Raw genomic sequence first — 14,939 nt, 5'->3', positions numbered from 1 at the left:
ACCACAGCGAACAACAAGACGAGAGACGACGGTGAGCGAGGAGATGGACGAGACCGCCGCAACATCCGCGCCAACCCCAGCCACCGACATCACCCCCGACCGCCCCGTCCTCCGCGTGGTCCGTGGCGACGCGACGCCCGAGGAGGTCGCCGCGCTGGTGACGGTGTTCGCCGCGCTGCGCGCGCCGGAGCCGCCCGCCCGGCGCCAGGCTCCCGCGTGGGCGGCCCCGTACCGCAAGGTGCGGCGCACGCTCCCGCACGGCCCGGGTGGTTGGCGCGCGAGCGCGCTGCCGCGCTGACCCGTCCGCCCTCAGGGGCGGAGTTGCCGAATCACCGTATGGGGAGTGGTCCAGACCACTACGCTCCACGAATTGGGGCAATCTTTGAGGTTTGCCGTGTGGCGTCTTGAGGTGCGTTCCCGAGACTGATGGGGCCAGATGACCGGCGGGACGCGGACGCGACCCGCACCCGACGGAAGACGACGAAGCCGTGAGCGCGAGCAACTTGGGTCCGGAGGCCGGTCCGCCGCTGCCCCCGGCGGGGAGCCTCGAGCACCCCTACGTCCGCACCGCCGACCCCGGCCTCGCGGCCTACGAGGGCCGGTTCCTCGACGAGGTCGAGGAGCTGCCGACGTACCGTCCGACGGTCGGCTGCGTCATCCCCGCCTACAACGAGGCCGAGACCATCGCCGGCGTGCTGGACGCGCTCCTCCAGCAGACCCGGCTCCCCGACGCCATCCACGTGGTCATCAACAACACCAGCGACGACTCCGTCGAGATCGCCAGCCACTACGCGGGGCCACAGACCCGGATGACGGCCAACGGCGAGCAGAGCACGGTCATCTACGTCCACGACATCGGCAAGAACCCCGACAAGAAGGTCGGCGCACTCAACTACGGCTACTCCCTCGTCGAGACGATGGACTACCTCCTGGGCGTCGACGGCGACACGACCCCCGAGCCCGACGCCGTCGAGCACCTGGTCGACGAGATCGCCAGCGACGACCGGATCGGCGGCATCTCCGCGATCTACTCCATCGACGACAGCGCGCTCGACGGGTGGATGTCGAAGTTCCTGATCGCCGGCCAGCGCGCCCAGTTCTCCGCGTTCAACATGCAGAACCTCCTCAAGGGCCGCAACATGGCGGTGCTCGGGGGCCAGTTCTCGATCTTCTCCACCCAGGCGCTGCGCGACGTGATGCGCGACAGCCACCAGCGCACCCCGTGGGTCAACGACAGCGAGGTCGAGGACTCCCTGCTCTCGCTGCAGATCAAGAGCGCCGGCTACCTCACCAAGATCAGCTCGCGGGCCCGAGCCCACGTGGGCGGCATGACGACGCTGCGCTCGCTGGACGCCCAGCAGGTGAAGTGGAACTTCGGCGCCATCGACCTGATGTGGCCCGGTCAGCGCGGCGACACCAAGGGCCAGCCGTTCCACCCCAACCTGCGGCTGCGGTGGTTCGAGCACATGTCGATGATCATCAACATCACCACCCGCACGCTGTTCATCCTGCTGCTCGCGGGCTCGCTCAACATCTCGGCGTTCGTGTTCAGCCCCTGGTGGGTGATCCCGCCGCTGGCCGCCGTCTGGCTGAACTTCCGGGTCGCCCGGTCGATGGCGTTCGCCAACCGGCGCGACTACCTGTTCGCGCTGCTCGTCTTCCCGGCCGAGATCTACATGGTGATCCGGATGGGGCACTTCATCCGCGCCTGGTTGAAGTTCTTCAGCCGCCAGCAGACCGACAACTGGGCCGCGCAGGCCAAGGCCGAGCGCGGCAAGGGCATCGCCTGGCTGTACCCGTTCGTCGCGTTCGGCGTCGTCTTCGGCGTGTTCTTCGCGGTCTGGTCGCAGCTGCTCCCCATCCCGCTCCGGTCCGACATCCTCGCCGTCGCCTGGCCGATCCTCGGCCTCATCACCGTCCTCCAGACCGCCTGGATGATCATCAAGTCCATGAAGCGCTACCGCGGCTTCAAGGCCTGAGCGACGCCCCTCCGCTCCTCCCCCGACTCTCCAGGAGAACCCGATGTCCCGCACCCGCTCGCGCCTGGTCCCAGCCGTGGCCGCTCTCGCCACCGCCGCGGCGCTGCTCAGCGGCTGCTCCGCGTTCGACGGGCTCACCAGCTCCGATGACTCCGGCGAGTCCCCCGCGGCGACGCCGACCGCGACGGAGACGCCGTACGACTCGCAGTTCACCCGCGACGGCACGTTCCAGTCGCACATCGACGTCAACGGGGTCGACTTCGTCTACACGCTCTACCCGACCAAGTCCACGCCGCGGACCAACGAGTGGTACCCGAAGGGCAACAAGTTCTTCTCGTTCACCTTCCAGGCCTACGACCTGAACCGCTCACTGCGCGACAAGTACGCCACCAAGCGCAAGGTCTACCTCGACCACATCACGGTCAGCTCGACGACCAAGACCTCCGACGGCGGGCAGGTGCAGCACCCCTACCAGCTGGACGCGGTCGCGAAGGACGTCACCTTCGACCCCGAGCCGCTGACCACCAAGTACGGGATGATCATCACCTCCCCGAAGGGCGCGTTCGAGCTGCGCAACCAGCGGATCAGGCCCACCTCCCTGGACACCAGGGGCATCGACCTGCTGTTCACCGCGACCGTGTGGATCCAGGACCGTCCCGGCTCGGCGAAGTTCTACAAGAAGGTGATCCGGCAGAAGGTGCCGATCGCGATCTTCGAGAGTGACAAGCCCACCGAGGTGCAGTCGATCCCGGTCGACGCCAACTGAGCTGCCCGAGCCTGAGCTCGCGAAGGCTCGGACCCAGCAGCCAGGTCGAGTAGGCGCGCGGCTGAGGAACGAAGCCGCGATCGCCGTATCGAGACCAGTCCGACAACGAACCGACCCTTCCGAGAGGGCGGTCTCGATACGCTCGCTGGCGCTCGCTACTCGACCAACGAGCGCTCCTCGGTGGTCGCGACTCCCGCAGGGTCAGGAGGCCTCGGCCAGACGGTAGCCGACGCCCCGGACCGTCTCGATGTAGCGCGGGGTGGCGGCGTCGTCGCCGATCTTGCGGCGCAGGTTGGCGATGTGCACCTCGACCGAGCGCTTGTCGGCCTCGTTGACGAAGTACGACGTGACGTACTGCTGGCCGCGCATGGTCAGCACCAGGTCGGCCTTGCTTCGCACCCGACGACCGGTGCTCAGCAGCGAGGCGAGCAGGTCGAACTCGGTCCGGGTGAGGTCGACCGCCGAGTTGTTGACGGTGACGACCCGGGTCTCGCCGTTGAGGGCGAGCCCGTTGAAACGGACCCAGCCGTCCTGCTGCTGGGGAGCGCCGTGCGCCTCGGCGGGGTGCTGCTGGGGTGGCGCTGCGGCGGCGGGCTGCTGCGGCGGGTAGGCCTGGGGCGCCGGTGGCTGCTGGTACGCCGGCGGGTACTGCTGCGGCGGCGGCTGCTGGTACGCCGGGTCCGGGTACTGCTGCGGCGGGGGAACGGGCTGCGGCGCGACGGGCGGCTGCGGGGCGGGAGCCTGCGGGGCCGGCGGCTGCTCGTGGTGGAGCGGCTGGAGCGGCTGGGTGGCCGCGAGGTCGCGCGCGGCCGCGGCCGCCCACGACTCCTCGTGCGGCTGCTCCCCGGCGGGCGGCTGCTCGTCGGCACCGGCCCAACCGCCGGGGGTGTCGAGGCGGGTGCGCGGACGCCGCAGCATCGAGTCGGCCCGGGCGCGCAGCTCGCGGGGACGGAACGGCTTGACGAGGTAGTCGTCGGCGCCGGCCTCGAACCCCTGGACGACGTCGATCTCGTCGGCGAGCGCGGTGATCATGATCAGGTAGGTGTTGCTGAACTCGCGCAGCCGCTTGGCGACGGCGAACCCGTCCATGCCCGGCATGTTGACGTCGAGCGTGGTGATCAACGGGTTGTGGAGGCGCACCGCCTCGACGCCGTCCGGTCCGTTCTCGGTGACCACGGTCCGGAAGCCGGACTGCGTCAGCACGATATCGATCAGATCGCGAACGTCGGGGTCGTCCTCGATGATGACGGCCACCCATTCGCTGCCCTGCTGCATGGGGCGAATGCTAACAACGGCCGGGGGGTTCTGGTCGGCAGGGCCGAGGCCCCGCGCGGCGGGGACGCCGGATCGTGCCTGGCTCGTCACCAACCGGACGACACGGACATCTCCAGAGCCCGCTGAGGCCAGAACCGGCCGGCCGCCGGGCCACCGCCGCACTCGCCGTCGCTCTCGCCCGGGGGCTTGACCCACAGGTAGGCGTCGAGGTGCTCGGGAGCGCCCTCCGGGGCGGGTGCGGGATCGGTGCCGTAGGCCCGGCCGGTGGGGTTGCACCAGTCCTCGGTCGAGCCGTTGCCGTTGCGGCCGGTGTCGACGATGTAGTGCGCGCCGTCGAGCAGCCCGCTGAGCTGCTCGGCGTACGCCTGCTCGTCGTCGTCGGTCTGGTAGTTGGAGACGTTCGTGGCGAAGCCGCGGGCCCGGTCGATCCCGGCCCGGCGCAGCAGCGGCGCGAGCTGCTCGGGCTCGACCCAGTGCGAGTGGCCGCCGTCGACGTACGTCGTCACCCCGGCGGCGACCAGCCGGGTCACCGCGTCCTTGATCAGCCGGACCCGCTCCTCGCGCCGGTCGCACTCGACGGCGGAGGCGAGCGCGTCCGGCTCGACGACCGCGACCACGGGCACCGAGATCTCCGTCGCCGTGACGGCGTCGGCGAGCTCCTGCACCCAGGGCCCGTACTGATCGGCGGTGAGGCCGCCACCGGAGAAGCCGCCGGTGCAGTCGCGGTCCGGGATGCCGTACACGACGAACGTCGGGACCTGGTCGGCCTGCCCCGCGGCCGCGGTGATCTTCGAGACGAACGGCGCCACCGCCCCGGGTGGGTACTCCTCGGGCGTCAGCCAGATGCCCTGCGGCGTGTCGGCGAGACGGGTGAAGACCCGCTCGGCCTCGGCGTCGCCCTCGCTCTTCGCGCGGGCGGCCGCCTGTGCGGTGCGCGAGCCCGGGTCGGCGAAGGCCGGCCGCCCGGCGTACGGGTTGCTGGCCTGGGCGTCGGGCGGCGGGTGCGGCTCCCCGCCGCCACTTCCCGAGCAGCCCGCGAGGCCCAGCAGGGCGACGAGGAGCGGAGCCAGGACGGAGCGGCGGGGCACCGCGCCATCATGCCCGAGGCGCCCCGTCCCGCTGCCGTCCGGGGGCGAGGAGCGCGGCCAGCCCCGCGACCGCGACCGCGGCGGCGCCGGTGAGCAGCGCGGGGCCGATGGCACCGTCGTACCCGACCGGGGAGATCGCTCCCCCGTTGCCGAGGAACACCGCTGTGAGCAGGGCGATGCCGAGCGCGACCCCGAACTCGCGGATCGTGGAGTTGGCCGAGCTGGCCATCGCGAAGTCGTCCTCCGGCAGCCCCTCGAGCACCGCGGTCGCCATCGGGGCGAACGTCAGCCCCATGCCGACGCCGGCCATCAGCAGCGCGGGGACGAACGACGAATAGCCCGCGGCCGACTCGGTCAGCACGGCGAACCACACCAGCGAGCCGGTCTGCAGCACCAGGCCGACCAGCAGCAGCGCCCGCAGGCCGGTGCGCGGCGCGAGCAGCCCGGCCAGCGGCGCGACCACCATCGGGGCCGCGGTCCACGGCAGCGTCCGCAGCCCCGCCTCGAGCGGGGTGTAGCCCTGCACGACCTGGAGGTACTGCGCGAGCAGGAAGACCGTGCCGAACATGCCGATCGTGAAGAACAGCGCGATCACGTTGGCGACCGAGAACCCGCGGTCGGCGAAGAGGCGCAGCGGCAGCACGGCGTAGGAGCGGCCCCGCGCCCAGCGCAGGTACGCCGGCACCAGCAGCACCGCGACCACCAGCGGGCCGAGCACCCGCGGGTCGGACCAGCCGTCGTCGTTGCCGTGCACGATCCCCCAGATGCCGAGGAACACCGCGCCGCCGAGCAGGATCGCGCCGAGCAGGTCGAGCCGCTGCCACGCCCCCCGCGACTCCCGGACGGCGATCACGAGCAGCGGCGCCGCCACCGCGGCCACCGGCACGTTCAGCCAGAAGATCGCCTGCCAGCTGACGCCCTCCACGACCGCGCCGCCCACGACCGGGCCGAGGGCGACCCCGAGGCCGCTCACCCCGCCCCAGATCCCGATGGCGGCCGACCGCATCGCCGGAGGCACGGCAGCCGCGAGCAGGGTCAGCGAGAGCGGCATGATCGCGGCCGCACCGAGACCCTGGACCGCCCGCGCCGCGATCAGCGCCTCCGACGTCGTGCTCAGCGCCGAGGCGATGGAGGCCAGCGTGAACACGGTCAGGCCCGCGAGCATCACCCGGCGCCGGCCGAGCCGGTCGCCGAGCGTCGCGGCCGGCAGCATGAACGTGGCGAAGGTGAGCGTGTAGGCGTTCATGAACCACGAGAGCTGGCCGACGCTGGCGCCGAGGTCGGCGCGGATCACCGGCAGGGCGCTGGTCATCACCAGGTTGTCCAGGGTGGCCATGAACATCGGCAGCGAGGCCGCGACGATCGCGAGCCACACCGGTACGTGCCGGGCGGGAGCCCGGCCTGATCGCGGGTCCTCGACCCGGGTCTCGACGGTCGTCGTCATCAGAAGCTCCTCGGTGCAGCCTTGGAAGGCATTGAATGATTACTTGTGCGGAGACAGTAAGTAATCGAGTGATAACCTGTCAACCATGATCTCTCCCGCGACCACGGCCCGCACCCGGATGAGCGCCGAGGACCGGCGCGAGCTGGTCCTCGCCGCCGCGACCCGCGCGTTCGCCAGGTCCGGGTACGCCGGGACCAGCACCGACGCGATCGCTCGGGAGGCCGGCGTCTCCCAGCCGTACGTCGTGCGCATCTTCGGCACCAAGCTCGAGCTGTTCCTCGAGGTGTTCGAGCGCTCGGTGCTGCGGATCCGCACCGCGTTCGAGGACGTGCTCGACGCGGGGCCCTTCGACCCCGAGAGCGAGGACGACTGGGCGCGGATGGGCGCGGCCTACAGCGAGCTGCTCGCCGACCGCGACTTCCTGCAGGTGATGATGCACGGCTTCTCCGCCGGCGGCGTCGACGAGATCGCCTCGGCCGCGCGCCGGTGCATGGGCGAGGTGTTCACGACCATCAAGCGCACCGGCTGCGATGACGAGCGCGCCCGCGACTTCGTCGCCTACGGGATGCTGCTCAACGTGATGCTCTCGATGCGCGCGCCCGAGCACCTGGCGCCGGGCGACCCGCTCACCGCGCTGACGACCTGTGCGTTCGGTGACGCCCTCGAGATGCTTGAATCCCCCGCGTGACCTCCCCCGCGCCCCTGGTCCTCGCCTCCGCCTCCCCCGCCCGCCTCGCCACGCTGCGCAGCGCGGGCGTCGAGCCGGTCGTGATCGTCTCTGGCGTCGACGAGTCCCAGCTCGACGGGCTGCCCCCGGCCGAGCTCGCCCTCCAGCTGGCCGAGCTGAAGTCCGCGGCGGTGGCCGCGCGTGACGACCTGCCCGCCGGCGCACTGGTACTGGGCTGCGACTCCGTGCTCGAGCTCGACGGCGCGGCACTGGGCAAGCCCGCCGGCGCCGACGAGGCCGTCGAGCGGTGGCGGAGCATGCGCGGCCGCACCGGCGTCCTGCTCACCGGGCACTGCCTCACCGACAGCGCCTCGGGACGGGTCGCGGCGGCGACCGCCGCGACGACGGTCCACTTCGCGGAGCTGACCGACGAGGAGATCACGGCGTACGTCGCCACCGGCGAGCCGCTGGCCGTCGCCGGGGCGTTCACCGTCGACGGGCTCGGCGGGGCGTTCGTGACCGGCATCGAGGGCGACCACCACAACGTGGTCGGCGTCAGCCTGCCGCTGCTCAGGGAGCTGGTCGTCGAGCTGGGTCACTCCTGGACGGCTCTGTGGGCCGACCAGGGACCTCGTTGACGACCTCGACCGAGGTGACCCCGCCCTCCGAGAGCTCGCTGAGCTCGAAGACCTGCAACGGGTTGTGCATCAGGTCGGGCAGGTGGACGGGGCGCTTGAACACCAGGGTGCGGAACAGGTAGAAGCGCGCCACCAGGCCGAGGAACAGCCCGATGATGTTGGCCGACACGTTGTCCGACCAGGGGTCGTCGAGCCCGAAGGCGTTGCGGCTCAGCCACAGGCAGGCGATCGGGATCAGCATCGTGACGAGGTTGATCGCGATGAACGCCGTACGACCGCCGTCCGCCGAGCGCGGCGGCCGGTCCTTGAACACCCAGGTCTTGCTGCCGCGGAAGCTGATCACCATGCCGACGGTGTTGGCGATGACGTAGCCGAGGTAGGGGTGCCCGTCGAGCAGCGCCTGGTGCTCGGTGTTGAACCCGTGCACCAGGAAGTTGAAGATCACGAAGGCGACGATCGTCGCGATGCCGCCCACCGCGAGGAACCGGTACGCCTCGGTGAAGACGCGTTGCCACCGGCTACCCATGCGCTCAGGCTAGCCAATCACCCCGCATGTCTGACGCTCCCCCGCGGGGTGCGTCACTCCACCGGCAGGCCGAGGCCGCGGGCGATCAGCATCCGCTGGACCTCGGAGGTGCCCTCGCCGATCTCGAGCACCTTGGCGTCGCGGTAGAACCGCGCCACCGGGTACTCCTCCATGAAGCCGTAGCCGCCGAAGACCTGGGTGGCGACCCGGGTGGCGGTGACGGCCGACTCGGTGGCGTAGAGCTTGGCGACCGCCGCCGCCTGCTTGAAGTCCTTCGTCGACGCCCCGCCGCCGCCGCGCTGGCTGTCCTTCATCGCGGCGGCGCGGTAGGTCAGCAGGCGGCTCGCGTGCAGCATCACCTCGAGATCGGCGATCTGGAACGCCACGCCCTGCTTGCGGCCGATCGGCCCACCGAACGTCTGCCGGTCACCGGCGTACTCCAGGCTCAGGTCCAGGCACGCCTGGATGCACCCGACCGCCAGTGCCGCGATCGCGACCCGGCCGTCGTCGAGGGTCGCGAGGAACTGGGCGTAGCCGCGCCCACGCTCGCCGAGCAGGTGGTCCTCGGGGACGCGCACGTCCTGGAGGCTCAGCGGGTGGGTGTCGGAGGCGTGCCAGCCGAGCTTGTCGTAGGCCTTCTCGGCCGTGAAGCCGGGGGTGCCGCTCGGCACGAGGATCGCGCTGATCTCCGCCGAGCCGTTCTCACGGGTGCCGGTGCGGGCGGTCACCGTGACCACGCTGGTCAGGTCGGAGCCGGAGTTGGTGATGAACTGCTTCGCGCCGTTGACCACCCACTCGCCGTTCTCGAGGACGGCGCGGGTCTTGGTGGCGCCCGCGTCGGAGCCGGCACCGGGCTCGGTCAGGCCGAAGCCGGCGAGCCGGTCCCCCGACACCAGGTCGGGGAGCCAGGTCCGGCGCTGCTCGTCGGTGCCGTAGGTGAGGATCGGGTTGATGCCCAGACCCACCGCGGCCTCGAGCGTGATGCCCAGCGACTGGTCGACGCGGCCGACCTCCTCGATCGCCACACACAGGCTGGTGAAGTCACCGTCCTCGCCGGCGCCGCCGTACTCCTCGGGGGCGGTGAGCCCGAACAGGCCGAGCGCGCCCATCTTGCGCACGACGTCGACCGGGAAGTGGTGCTCGCGGTCCCACCGCGCCGCGTGCGGGCCGATCTCGGCCTCCGCGAACTCGCGGACGGTACGGCGGAACTCCTCGTGCTCGCGGGACAGCTCGTAGGTCGACTCGCTCATGGCGGTCACCCTAACCGGTCCGGTTAGCGGTTGTTAACCTCTGCGCGGGTCGGGATCAGCGGACCACGTGGAAGTTGAACGCATTGGTCCCCAGGTGCAGCCGGAGGCTGATCCACAGCGGCAGGACCATCTCCGCGCCCCGCGCGGTCGCCAGCCCGCCGAGGTCGATGACGTCGGTGTGGCCCATCGCCACGAGCAGGCCGGTCACCAGCTGCTTGGCCTCGGCGTCGTCGCCCGAGACGAACACCGAGGTCGGGCCGGGCAGCTCGGCCGGGCGGACCATCACGTCGGCGTTCATGGTGTTGAGCGACTTCACCACCCGCGCCGCGGGGAAGGCGCGCTGGATCATCTCGGCGAGCGAGTCGGCGTCCTTGACGAACAGCCGCGGCGGGAAGCCGTGCGAGTGGTCGAGCGGGTTGGCGACGTCGAGCAGCACCTTCCCCGCGAGGTTGTCCGCGCCGGCCAGGGTCAGCACGTCGAGGCTCACGTCGCCGCCGGTCGCGTTGACCACCAGCTCCGCGCCCGCGGCGGCGGCCGCGAACCGCTCCAGCCCGATGTGCGGGTGCGCGCCGGCCCACTCGGCGTACGTCGCGCGCCCGTCGTCGTCGGTGCGGGTGCGGGTGGCCTCGGGGTCGCGGGTGCCGACGGTGACGGTGTGGCCGAGCTCGTCGAGACGGCCCGCGAGCGCGCGACCGACACTGCCCGTGCCGAGGACGGCGATCAACATGGGGATGCCCCTTCCCGTGGTGCCTGTCTCGCAACCTACTCCCGCCCTGCCGTCGCCGGGCGTGCGATCGGGCAGGACGGGATACCGGGTGGCCATGAGCCCCGACGAGCCCCCTGCCGAGCCCGAGACCACGACCCCCGACGCCGACTCCGGCGCCGACTCCGGGGAGGTCTCGGAGGTGTCCGGGATGGGGGACGGCCCCGAGCCGATCTCACCCGAGGACGCGACCGCCGGCTACCCGACGAGCGAGAGCGGCGAGCCCGACGAGGGCACCGCCGGGCCGGCCGCGCTGCCGCGGCACACACCACCGGAGGACGGCAACCGGTCCTCGCGGTAGCTCAGGCCGGTGTGCCGACGGCGACGACCGTCCACGAGACGGGCGGGAGGGTGAGCGTGAGCGCACCGTCGTCACGCCGCTCGGCGCGGAGGGGCACCGGGCGCACCCGGTCCGGCGCCTGGGCCGTGTTGGTCAGCTGCGGGTCCGCCCCACCGACCGTCCAGGCCGCGACGTCCCCGGTGCCCACACCGGGCATCTCGACCTCGACCTCGGTGGCCGCGTCCTGCGAGCGGTTCACCAGGAACACCGCCGCCTGGCCGGTGGCCTCGTCGTACGACGCGGCCGCGTCGAGGCTCGGCACCGTGCCGTAGGCCGCGCAGTCGTAGTCGTCGCACGCGACCTGGGCGCGCAGCGCCTGGCCGCGGGCCCACCTCGAGGTCAGCGCGAACGGGTGGAAGGTCGTCTGCCGCCAGGCGGGTCCCCCCGGCTCGGTCATGATCGGGGCGATCACGTTGACCAGCTGCGCGAGCGAGGCGCTGGTGACCCGGTCGGCGTGGTTGAGCAGTGAGATCAGCAGGCTGCCGACGACGACGGCGTCTGCCGCGGTGTAGACGTTCTCGAGCAGCCGGGGCGCCACCGGCCAGTTGTCGAGACCCTGGATCTTCTCCTCGTTCTCGAACCGGGTCTGGTACCACACGTTCCACTCGTCGAACGAGATCGCGATCGTCTTGTCGCTGCGCGTGACGGCCCGGACGTGGTCGGCCGTGGCCACGACGTCCTCGATGAACCGGTCCATGTCGACGGCGGACGCGAGGAAGCTCCCGAGGTCGCCCTCGCGCTGCTCGTAGTAGGCGTGGCAGGAGATGTAGTCGACGTCGTCGTAGGTGTGCAGGAGCACGGTCCGCTCCCACTCGCCGAACGTCGGCATCTGCGACCCGGAGGAGCCGCACACGACGAGCTCGAGGCGCGGGTCGAGCTGGCGCATTGCCTTCGCGGTGCGGGACGCGATCCGGCCGTACTCCTCGGCCGAGCAGTGGCCGAGCTGCCACGGCCCGTCCATCTCGTTGCCCAGGCACCACATGCGTACGTCGAACGGGTCGGTGCGCCCGTGCGCGACCCGCAGGTCCGAGAGCGCGCTGCCGGCGCCGAGGTTGGTGTACTCGAGGAGGTCGAGCGCCTCGGCGACCCCGCGCGTGCCGAGGTTGACCGCGAGCATCAGCTCGGCACCGACGGTCTCGATCCAGGATGCGAACTCGTGCAGGCCCACCTCGTTGGTCTCGGTGGAGTGCCAGGCCAGGTCGCGGCGGCGCGGCCGCGCGTCCTTCGGCCCGACGCCGTCCTCCCAGCGGTAGCCCGACACGAAGTTGCCGCCCGGGTAGCGGACCGTGCTGACGCCGAGCTCCCGGACCAGCTCGACCACGTCGGCCCGGAAGCCGTGCTCGTCGGCCGTCGGGTGACCGGGCTCGTAGAGCCCGTCGTAGACGCACCGGCCGAGGTGCTCGACGAACGAGCCGAACAGCCTGCGGTCGACGGGGCCCACCGCGGAGCGTGGGTCGATGAGCACTCGTGCGTGGGACATGGTCTCCCTCAGATGTCGTCCGGACCAGCCCCATGATGTCGGTTCCGCCCCGGCCGCGGCGAGCGGGGCCGACCAGCACGACGACGGCTACATCCGGTGCGCCATCGGCAGGGCGAACAGCACCGCGTTGACCACCGCGAAGAGCAGCACGATCGCGATCACCGGGGTCGCCACGTCCCGGGCGCGCCGGGTCTCGCCGTGGCGGGCCACGGCGATCCGGCGGGCCGTGTAGACCGAGAGCGCCGCGCCCGCGGCGAGCAGGACGTACTGGAGCACCTGGATCGTGCCGGTGCCGACGACGGCGGACGAGCCCTCACCCGACCCGCCGAAGACCCGGCCGACGGTGAACAGCACGGACCTGCCCTCGGCGAGCAGGTGGAACAGGTTGTGTGCAACGTGCGCCGCCACGTCGAGCGGGATCAGCGCGTAGCCGAACCGGGCGAAGTTCTGCCGGACGCTCTCCCGGCTGGCCGGTGCCGCGGCCCAGGAGGCGGCGGCGAGCAGGGCCACCGGCGCGGCCACGGCGACCGCGAACGCGAGCGTGAAGATCACCGGGTAGCTCGTGATGCCGGTGTGGACCTGGAGCCAGTCGAGGAGGTCCTGCCAGACCCCGAGCATCGTGAGGTTCTGGATCAGGACGATGCCCATGATCGCCATCGCGAGGAACGACTCCTCGATCCGGGCCCGGCCCACGAGCCACAGCTCCTTGGCCGGCGGCCGCACGGTGAGCTGGATGGCGTCGTGCGGGCAGGACTTCACGCAGCTCAGGCACAGGTTGCAGTTGGCCATGCTGTCCATGGTTCGGGGGAAGCTGAACAGCGGGCAGGGTGCCGTCGTCTCGGTGCCGTTGAAGCAGGCAGCCTTGGACGTGCAGGTCGAGCAGATGTCGGGGTCGGTGCGCAGCTGCACCATGCCGGCCCGGGCGTAGTTGCCGGACAGCCCGCCGAGGAAGCAGAGGTAGCGGCAGAAGGTACGCCGCTGGAAGAAGGCCCCGCTGACCACGACCGCCGTGGTCAGCAGGAGCAGCAGCATCCCCGAGCCCCACGGCGACTCGACGATGCCCCACACGTGGTCGGCCCAGGTGATCGCGATGAAGAACGCGTCGATCAGCCAGATGCCGTACGCCTTGAGGAACCGCGGCGCCGGGCGGTTGACGCCGACCAGGCGCTGCACCAGGTCGGAGAGCGTGGCGAAGGGGCACACCGCGCACCAGAACCGGCCGAGCAGCAGGAACGTGATCGGCACCAGCGGCCACCACAGCACCCACATCAGCGCGGTGCCGGCGTTGTCGTGCGCGGCACTCGGGCCGGTCAGCAGCTCGTAGGCCACGAACCCGAACACCGCGGCGACCGGCACCTGGAAGACCGTCGGGTACCACCGGCTGCGGACGAACGCCGAGAACGCGCGGTTGTCGAGCAGGTTGCGCTCCTGCACCGGCGCGCTCATCGGGCGATCCGACCGGCACGGGTGCCGTGGCGGGGGTGCCGGCGGTCGTGGCGGCGCAGCACCAGCGCGCCGCCGAGGACGCCGACGTTGACCGCGGCGAAGCCGCCGAGCACGACCGCGCGGGTCCCCGAGGAGACGGTGTCGCCCGGGTCCTCGGCATGCTCGGACGTTCCGTGCCCGCCGTGGCCGGCCGGCTCGTCCATCTCCGCCATCTCCTCCTCGGTCATGTCCGACATGCCCATGTCCGACATGTCGTGGCCCGAGTGGGGATCCGCCGGGGTCGGCGACGGGGCCGTCGACTCGTGGAGAGCGAGCCCTCCGCTGGCCGGAGTCGGGGGGTCGGCCGCGAACGCCACGTTGGGTCCGCCGACCGCCAGGGCGAGTGCGGCGAGTGCCGTGCCGACTGCGAGTCTCATGCGCGCCTCCTGTGCCTCGACTCGCAGTCTGCGGGCCGGCCGCGCCGCGCCGGATGCGCCGATCTCCCCGCGCCCGCGGGCCGTTGGTCCCGGCTGCGGCCGGGCCCGTCAGCACAGGATGAGGACGGGATGTGCACCCGATGAAGATTCGGTCAAGATCGGGCCGCCGACCAGCAGTCAGGGCAGCACGAGGCCCGTGTGCAGCAGGTCGGCGGTCAGGTCGACCAGGCGCTCCTCGGCGATGCCGGGCGGCGGCTCGAGCGCGATCCGCAGGCAGGTGCTGAGCGTGACGCCGAGGGCCAGGTAGATGCGCGCCTCGGCCTCCGCCGGGGTCAGGTGCGGGGCATGCACCGCCACGAACATCCGGGTGAACTGCCCCAGCTGCTGCTCGACCTCGGGCAGCACATTGCTCTGGGCGCCGAGCGGCACCTCGTTGACCAGCGCCGAGGTGAGCGCGTGATGCCGCTGGAGCGCCGCGACCAGGGTGGCGAGCACCTGGCGGATCGCATCGCGGGTGGGCAGTGTGACCGCGTCCGACATCGCCGCGGTGAGGTCGCCGAGGATGTCCTGGGTGCTGCGGACCCGGAGCTCGCGCACCAGGTCGTCCTTGTCGCCGAAGTAGCGGTAGAGCGAGCCCACGCTGACCCCGGCCACGGCCGCGACCCGGTTGGTGCTGAGGCCGGCGTACCCGCGCTCCGCGAGGACCCGCGTGGCCGCCTGGAGGATCCGGTCGACCATGGCCCGGGAGCGGACCTGCACCGGGCTGCGCCGGTCGGCCATCAGCGTCGTCCAGAACGCGAGTAGAACATGAGCATTTGCTCACTTTACCGTGGTCGTCATGGCCGACGTCCTCTCCAATCC

At 71.6% G+C, this 14,939-nt stretch carries 16 protein-coding genes; 6 read left to right on the top strand and 10 right to left on the bottom strand.

Going from position 1 to position 14,939, the window contains the following annotated elements:
• Nucleotides 1-31: 31 nt before the first annotated feature.
• The 3 genes from QQZ14_RS21970 to QQZ14_RS21960 all read left to right on the top strand — a co-directional run bounded on the left by QQZ14_RS21970 (nt 32) and on the right by QQZ14_RS21960 (nt 2,745).
• The gene (locus QQZ14_RS21970; protein WP_284536562.1) at nt 32-298 is read left to right on the top strand and encodes an acyl-CoA carboxylase subunit epsilon; all 267 of its coding nucleotides are present in this window, start codon (nt 32-34) and stop codon (nt 296-298) included.
• Nucleotides 299-488: 190 nt separating this feature from the next.
• Complete coding sequence (locus QQZ14_RS21965; RefSeq protein WP_284536561.1) at nt 489-1,979, top strand: glycosyltransferase family 2 protein; 1,491 nt, start codon at nt 489-491, stop codon at nt 1,977-1,979.
• 43 nt (nt 1,980-2,022) lie between these two features.
• Nucleotides 2,023-2,745 carry a hypothetical protein gene (locus QQZ14_RS21960; protein ID WP_284536560.1) on the top strand — a complete coding sequence of 241 codons (723 nt, stop codon included), beginning with the start codon at nt 2,023-2,025 and terminating at the stop codon, nt 2,743-2,745.
• 201 nt (nt 2,746-2,946) lie between these two features.
• Here the strand turns inward: QQZ14_RS21960 and QQZ14_RS21955 are convergent, their stop codons facing one another.
• From QQZ14_RS21955 to QQZ14_RS21945, 3 genes are all read right to left on the bottom strand, one after another.
• Complete coding sequence (locus tag QQZ14_RS21955; RefSeq protein ID WP_284536559.1) at nt 2,947-4,020, bottom strand: response regulator transcription factor; 1,074 nt, start codon at nt 4,018-4,020, stop codon at nt 2,947-2,949.
• Nucleotides 4,021-4,106: 86 nt separating this feature from the next.
• Nucleotides 4,107-5,108 (bottom strand): glycoside hydrolase family 6 protein, encoded by a 1,002-nt coding sequence (locus QQZ14_RS21950; RefSeq protein WP_284536557.1) that lies wholly within the window; start codon nt 5,106-5,108, stop codon nt 4,107-4,109.
• 7 nt (nt 5,109-5,115) lie between these two features.
• Nucleotides 5,116-6,552, bottom strand: coding sequence for a DHA2 family efflux MFS transporter permease subunit (locus QQZ14_RS21945; protein WP_284536556.1), 1,437 nt, complete (start codon nt 6,550-6,552; stop codon nt 5,116-5,118).
• An 85-nt stretch (nt 6,553-6,637) separates the two neighbouring features.
• On the opposite strand from QQZ14_RS21945, the gene QQZ14_RS21940 reads away from it, so the two are divergent.
• Nucleotides 6,638-7,240, top strand: coding sequence for a TetR/AcrR family transcriptional regulator (locus QQZ14_RS21940; protein ID WP_284536555.1), 603 nt, complete (start codon nt 6,638-6,640; stop codon nt 7,238-7,240).
• Complete coding sequence (locus QQZ14_RS21935) at nt 7,237-7,857, top strand: Maf family protein (RefSeq protein WP_284536554.1); 621 nt, start codon at nt 7,237-7,239, stop codon at nt 7,855-7,857. Before QQZ14_RS21940 ends, QQZ14_RS21935 begins: the two co-directional genes overlap by 4 nt.
• On the opposite strand, the gene QQZ14_RS21930 is transcribed toward QQZ14_RS21935, so the two are convergent.
• Genes QQZ14_RS21930 through QQZ14_RS21920 form a run of 3 tightly spaced genes read right to left on the bottom strand, consistent with a single transcriptional unit; the run spans nt 7,790 to nt 10,360 of the window.
• Nucleotides 7,790-8,383, bottom strand: coding sequence for a GtrA family protein (locus QQZ14_RS21930; RefSeq protein ID WP_284536553.1), 594 nt, complete (start codon nt 8,381-8,383; stop codon nt 7,790-7,792). The genes QQZ14_RS21935 and QQZ14_RS21930 overlap by 68 nt on opposite strands.
• A 53-nt stretch (nt 8,384-8,436) precedes the next feature.
• Nucleotides 8,437-9,633 (bottom strand): acyl-CoA dehydrogenase family protein, encoded by a 1,197-nt coding sequence (locus QQZ14_RS21925; protein ID WP_284536552.1) that lies wholly within the window; start codon nt 9,631-9,633, stop codon nt 8,437-8,439.
• Between the two features lie 55 nt (nt 9,634-9,688).
• A complete protein-coding gene (locus QQZ14_RS21920; RefSeq protein ID WP_284536551.1) occupies nt 9,689-10,360 on the bottom strand; it encodes an NADPH-dependent F420 reductase in 672 nt (223 codons plus the stop codon).
• A gap of 94 nt (nt 10,361-10,454) precedes the next feature.
• Here QQZ14_RS21920 and QQZ14_RS21915 point away from each other — a divergent pair, with 94 nt between their 5' ends.
• Nucleotides 10,455-10,697: a hypothetical protein gene (locus QQZ14_RS21915; protein WP_284536550.1), complete on the top strand. Its 243-nt coding sequence runs from the start codon at nt 10,455-10,457 to the stop codon at nt 10,695-10,697.
• A 1-nt stretch (nt 10,698) separates the two neighbouring features.
• Here the strand turns inward: QQZ14_RS21915 and arfA are convergent, their stop codons facing one another.
• The 4 genes from arfA to QQZ14_RS21895 all read right to left on the bottom strand — a co-directional run bounded on the left by arfA (nt 10,699) and on the right by QQZ14_RS21895 (nt 14,858).
• A complete protein-coding gene (gene arfA / locus QQZ14_RS21910; RefSeq protein WP_284536549.1) occupies nt 10,699-12,216 on the bottom strand; it encodes an arabinosylfuranosidase ArfA in 1,518 nt (505 codons plus the stop codon).
• A gap of 87 nt (nt 12,217-12,303) precedes the next feature.
• Nucleotides 12,304-13,662, bottom strand: a complete 1,359-nt coding sequence (locus QQZ14_RS21905) for a 4Fe-4S binding protein (RefSeq protein WP_284536548.1) — start codon at nt 13,660-13,662, stop codon at nt 12,304-12,306.
• Nucleotides 13,659-14,078 (bottom strand): hypothetical protein, encoded by a 420-nt coding sequence (locus tag QQZ14_RS21900; RefSeq protein ID WP_284536547.1) that lies wholly within the window; start codon nt 14,076-14,078, stop codon nt 13,659-13,661. Before QQZ14_RS21900 ends, QQZ14_RS21905 begins: the two co-directional genes overlap by 4 nt.
• Before the next feature lie 177 nt (nt 14,079-14,255).
• The gene (locus tag QQZ14_RS21895) at nt 14,256-14,858 is read right to left on the bottom strand and encodes a TetR/AcrR family transcriptional regulator (protein WP_284536546.1); all 603 of its coding nucleotides are present in this window, start codon (nt 14,856-14,858) and stop codon (nt 14,256-14,258) included.
• Nucleotides 14,859-14,939: the final 81 nt, after the last annotated feature.

Origin of the sequence: Nocardioides sp. T2.26MG-1 (genome assembly GCF_950101795.1) — a bacterium.
In the GTDB taxonomy this organism is placed as follows: domain Bacteria; phylum Actinomycetota; class Actinomycetes; order Propionibacteriales; family Nocardioidaceae; genus Nocardioides.
The sequence above is the reverse complement of the archived record's forward strand: the minus strand, read 5'-3'. Positions and strand labels throughout refer to the sequence as shown.

Coding starts and splice junctions, on each gene's coding strand:
- QQZ14_RS21960 (WP_284536560.1), top strand. CDS start 2,023: ATGTCCCGCACCCGCTCGCGCCTGGTCCCAGCCGTGGCCGCTCTCGCC.
- QQZ14_RS21955 (WP_284536559.1), bottom strand. CDS start 4,020: ATGCAGCAGGGCAGCGAATGGGTGGCCGTCATCATCGAGGACGACCCC.
- QQZ14_RS21945 (WP_284536556.1), bottom strand. CDS start 6,552: ATGACGACGACCGTCGAGACCCGGGTCGAGGACCCGCGATCAGGCCGG.
- QQZ14_RS21940 (WP_284536555.1), top strand. CDS start 6,638: ATGATCTCTCCCGCGACCACGGCCCGCACCCGGATGAGCGCCGAGGAC.
- QQZ14_RS21930 (WP_284536553.1), bottom strand. CDS start 8,383: ATGGGTAGCCGGTGGCAACGCGTCTTCACCGAGGCGTACCGGTTCCTC.
- QQZ14_RS21925 (WP_284536552.1), bottom strand. CDS start 9,633: ATGAGCGAGTCGACCTACGAGCTGTCCCGCGAGCACGAGGAGTTCCGC.
- QQZ14_RS21920 (WP_284536551.1), bottom strand. CDS start 10,360: ATGTTGATCGCCGTCCTCGGCACGGGCAGTGTCGGTCGCGCGCTCGCG.
- QQZ14_RS21915 (WP_284536550.1), top strand. CDS start 10,455: ATGAGCCCCGACGAGCCCCCTGCCGAGCCCGAGACCACGACCCCCGAC.
- arfA (WP_284536549.1), bottom strand. CDS start 12,216: ATGTCCCACGCACGAGTGCTCATCGACCCACGCTCCGCGGTGGGCCCC.
- QQZ14_RS21905 (WP_284536548.1), bottom strand. CDS start 13,662: ATGAGCGCGCCGGTGCAGGAGCGCAACCTGCTCGACAACCGCGCGTTC.
- QQZ14_RS21900 (WP_284536547.1), bottom strand. CDS start 14,078: ATGAGACTCGCAGTCGGCACGGCACTCGCCGCACTCGCCCTGGCGGTC.
- QQZ14_RS21895 (WP_284536546.1), bottom strand. CDS start 14,858: ATGGCCGACCGGCGCAGCCCGGTGCAGGTCCGCTCCCGGGCCATGGTC.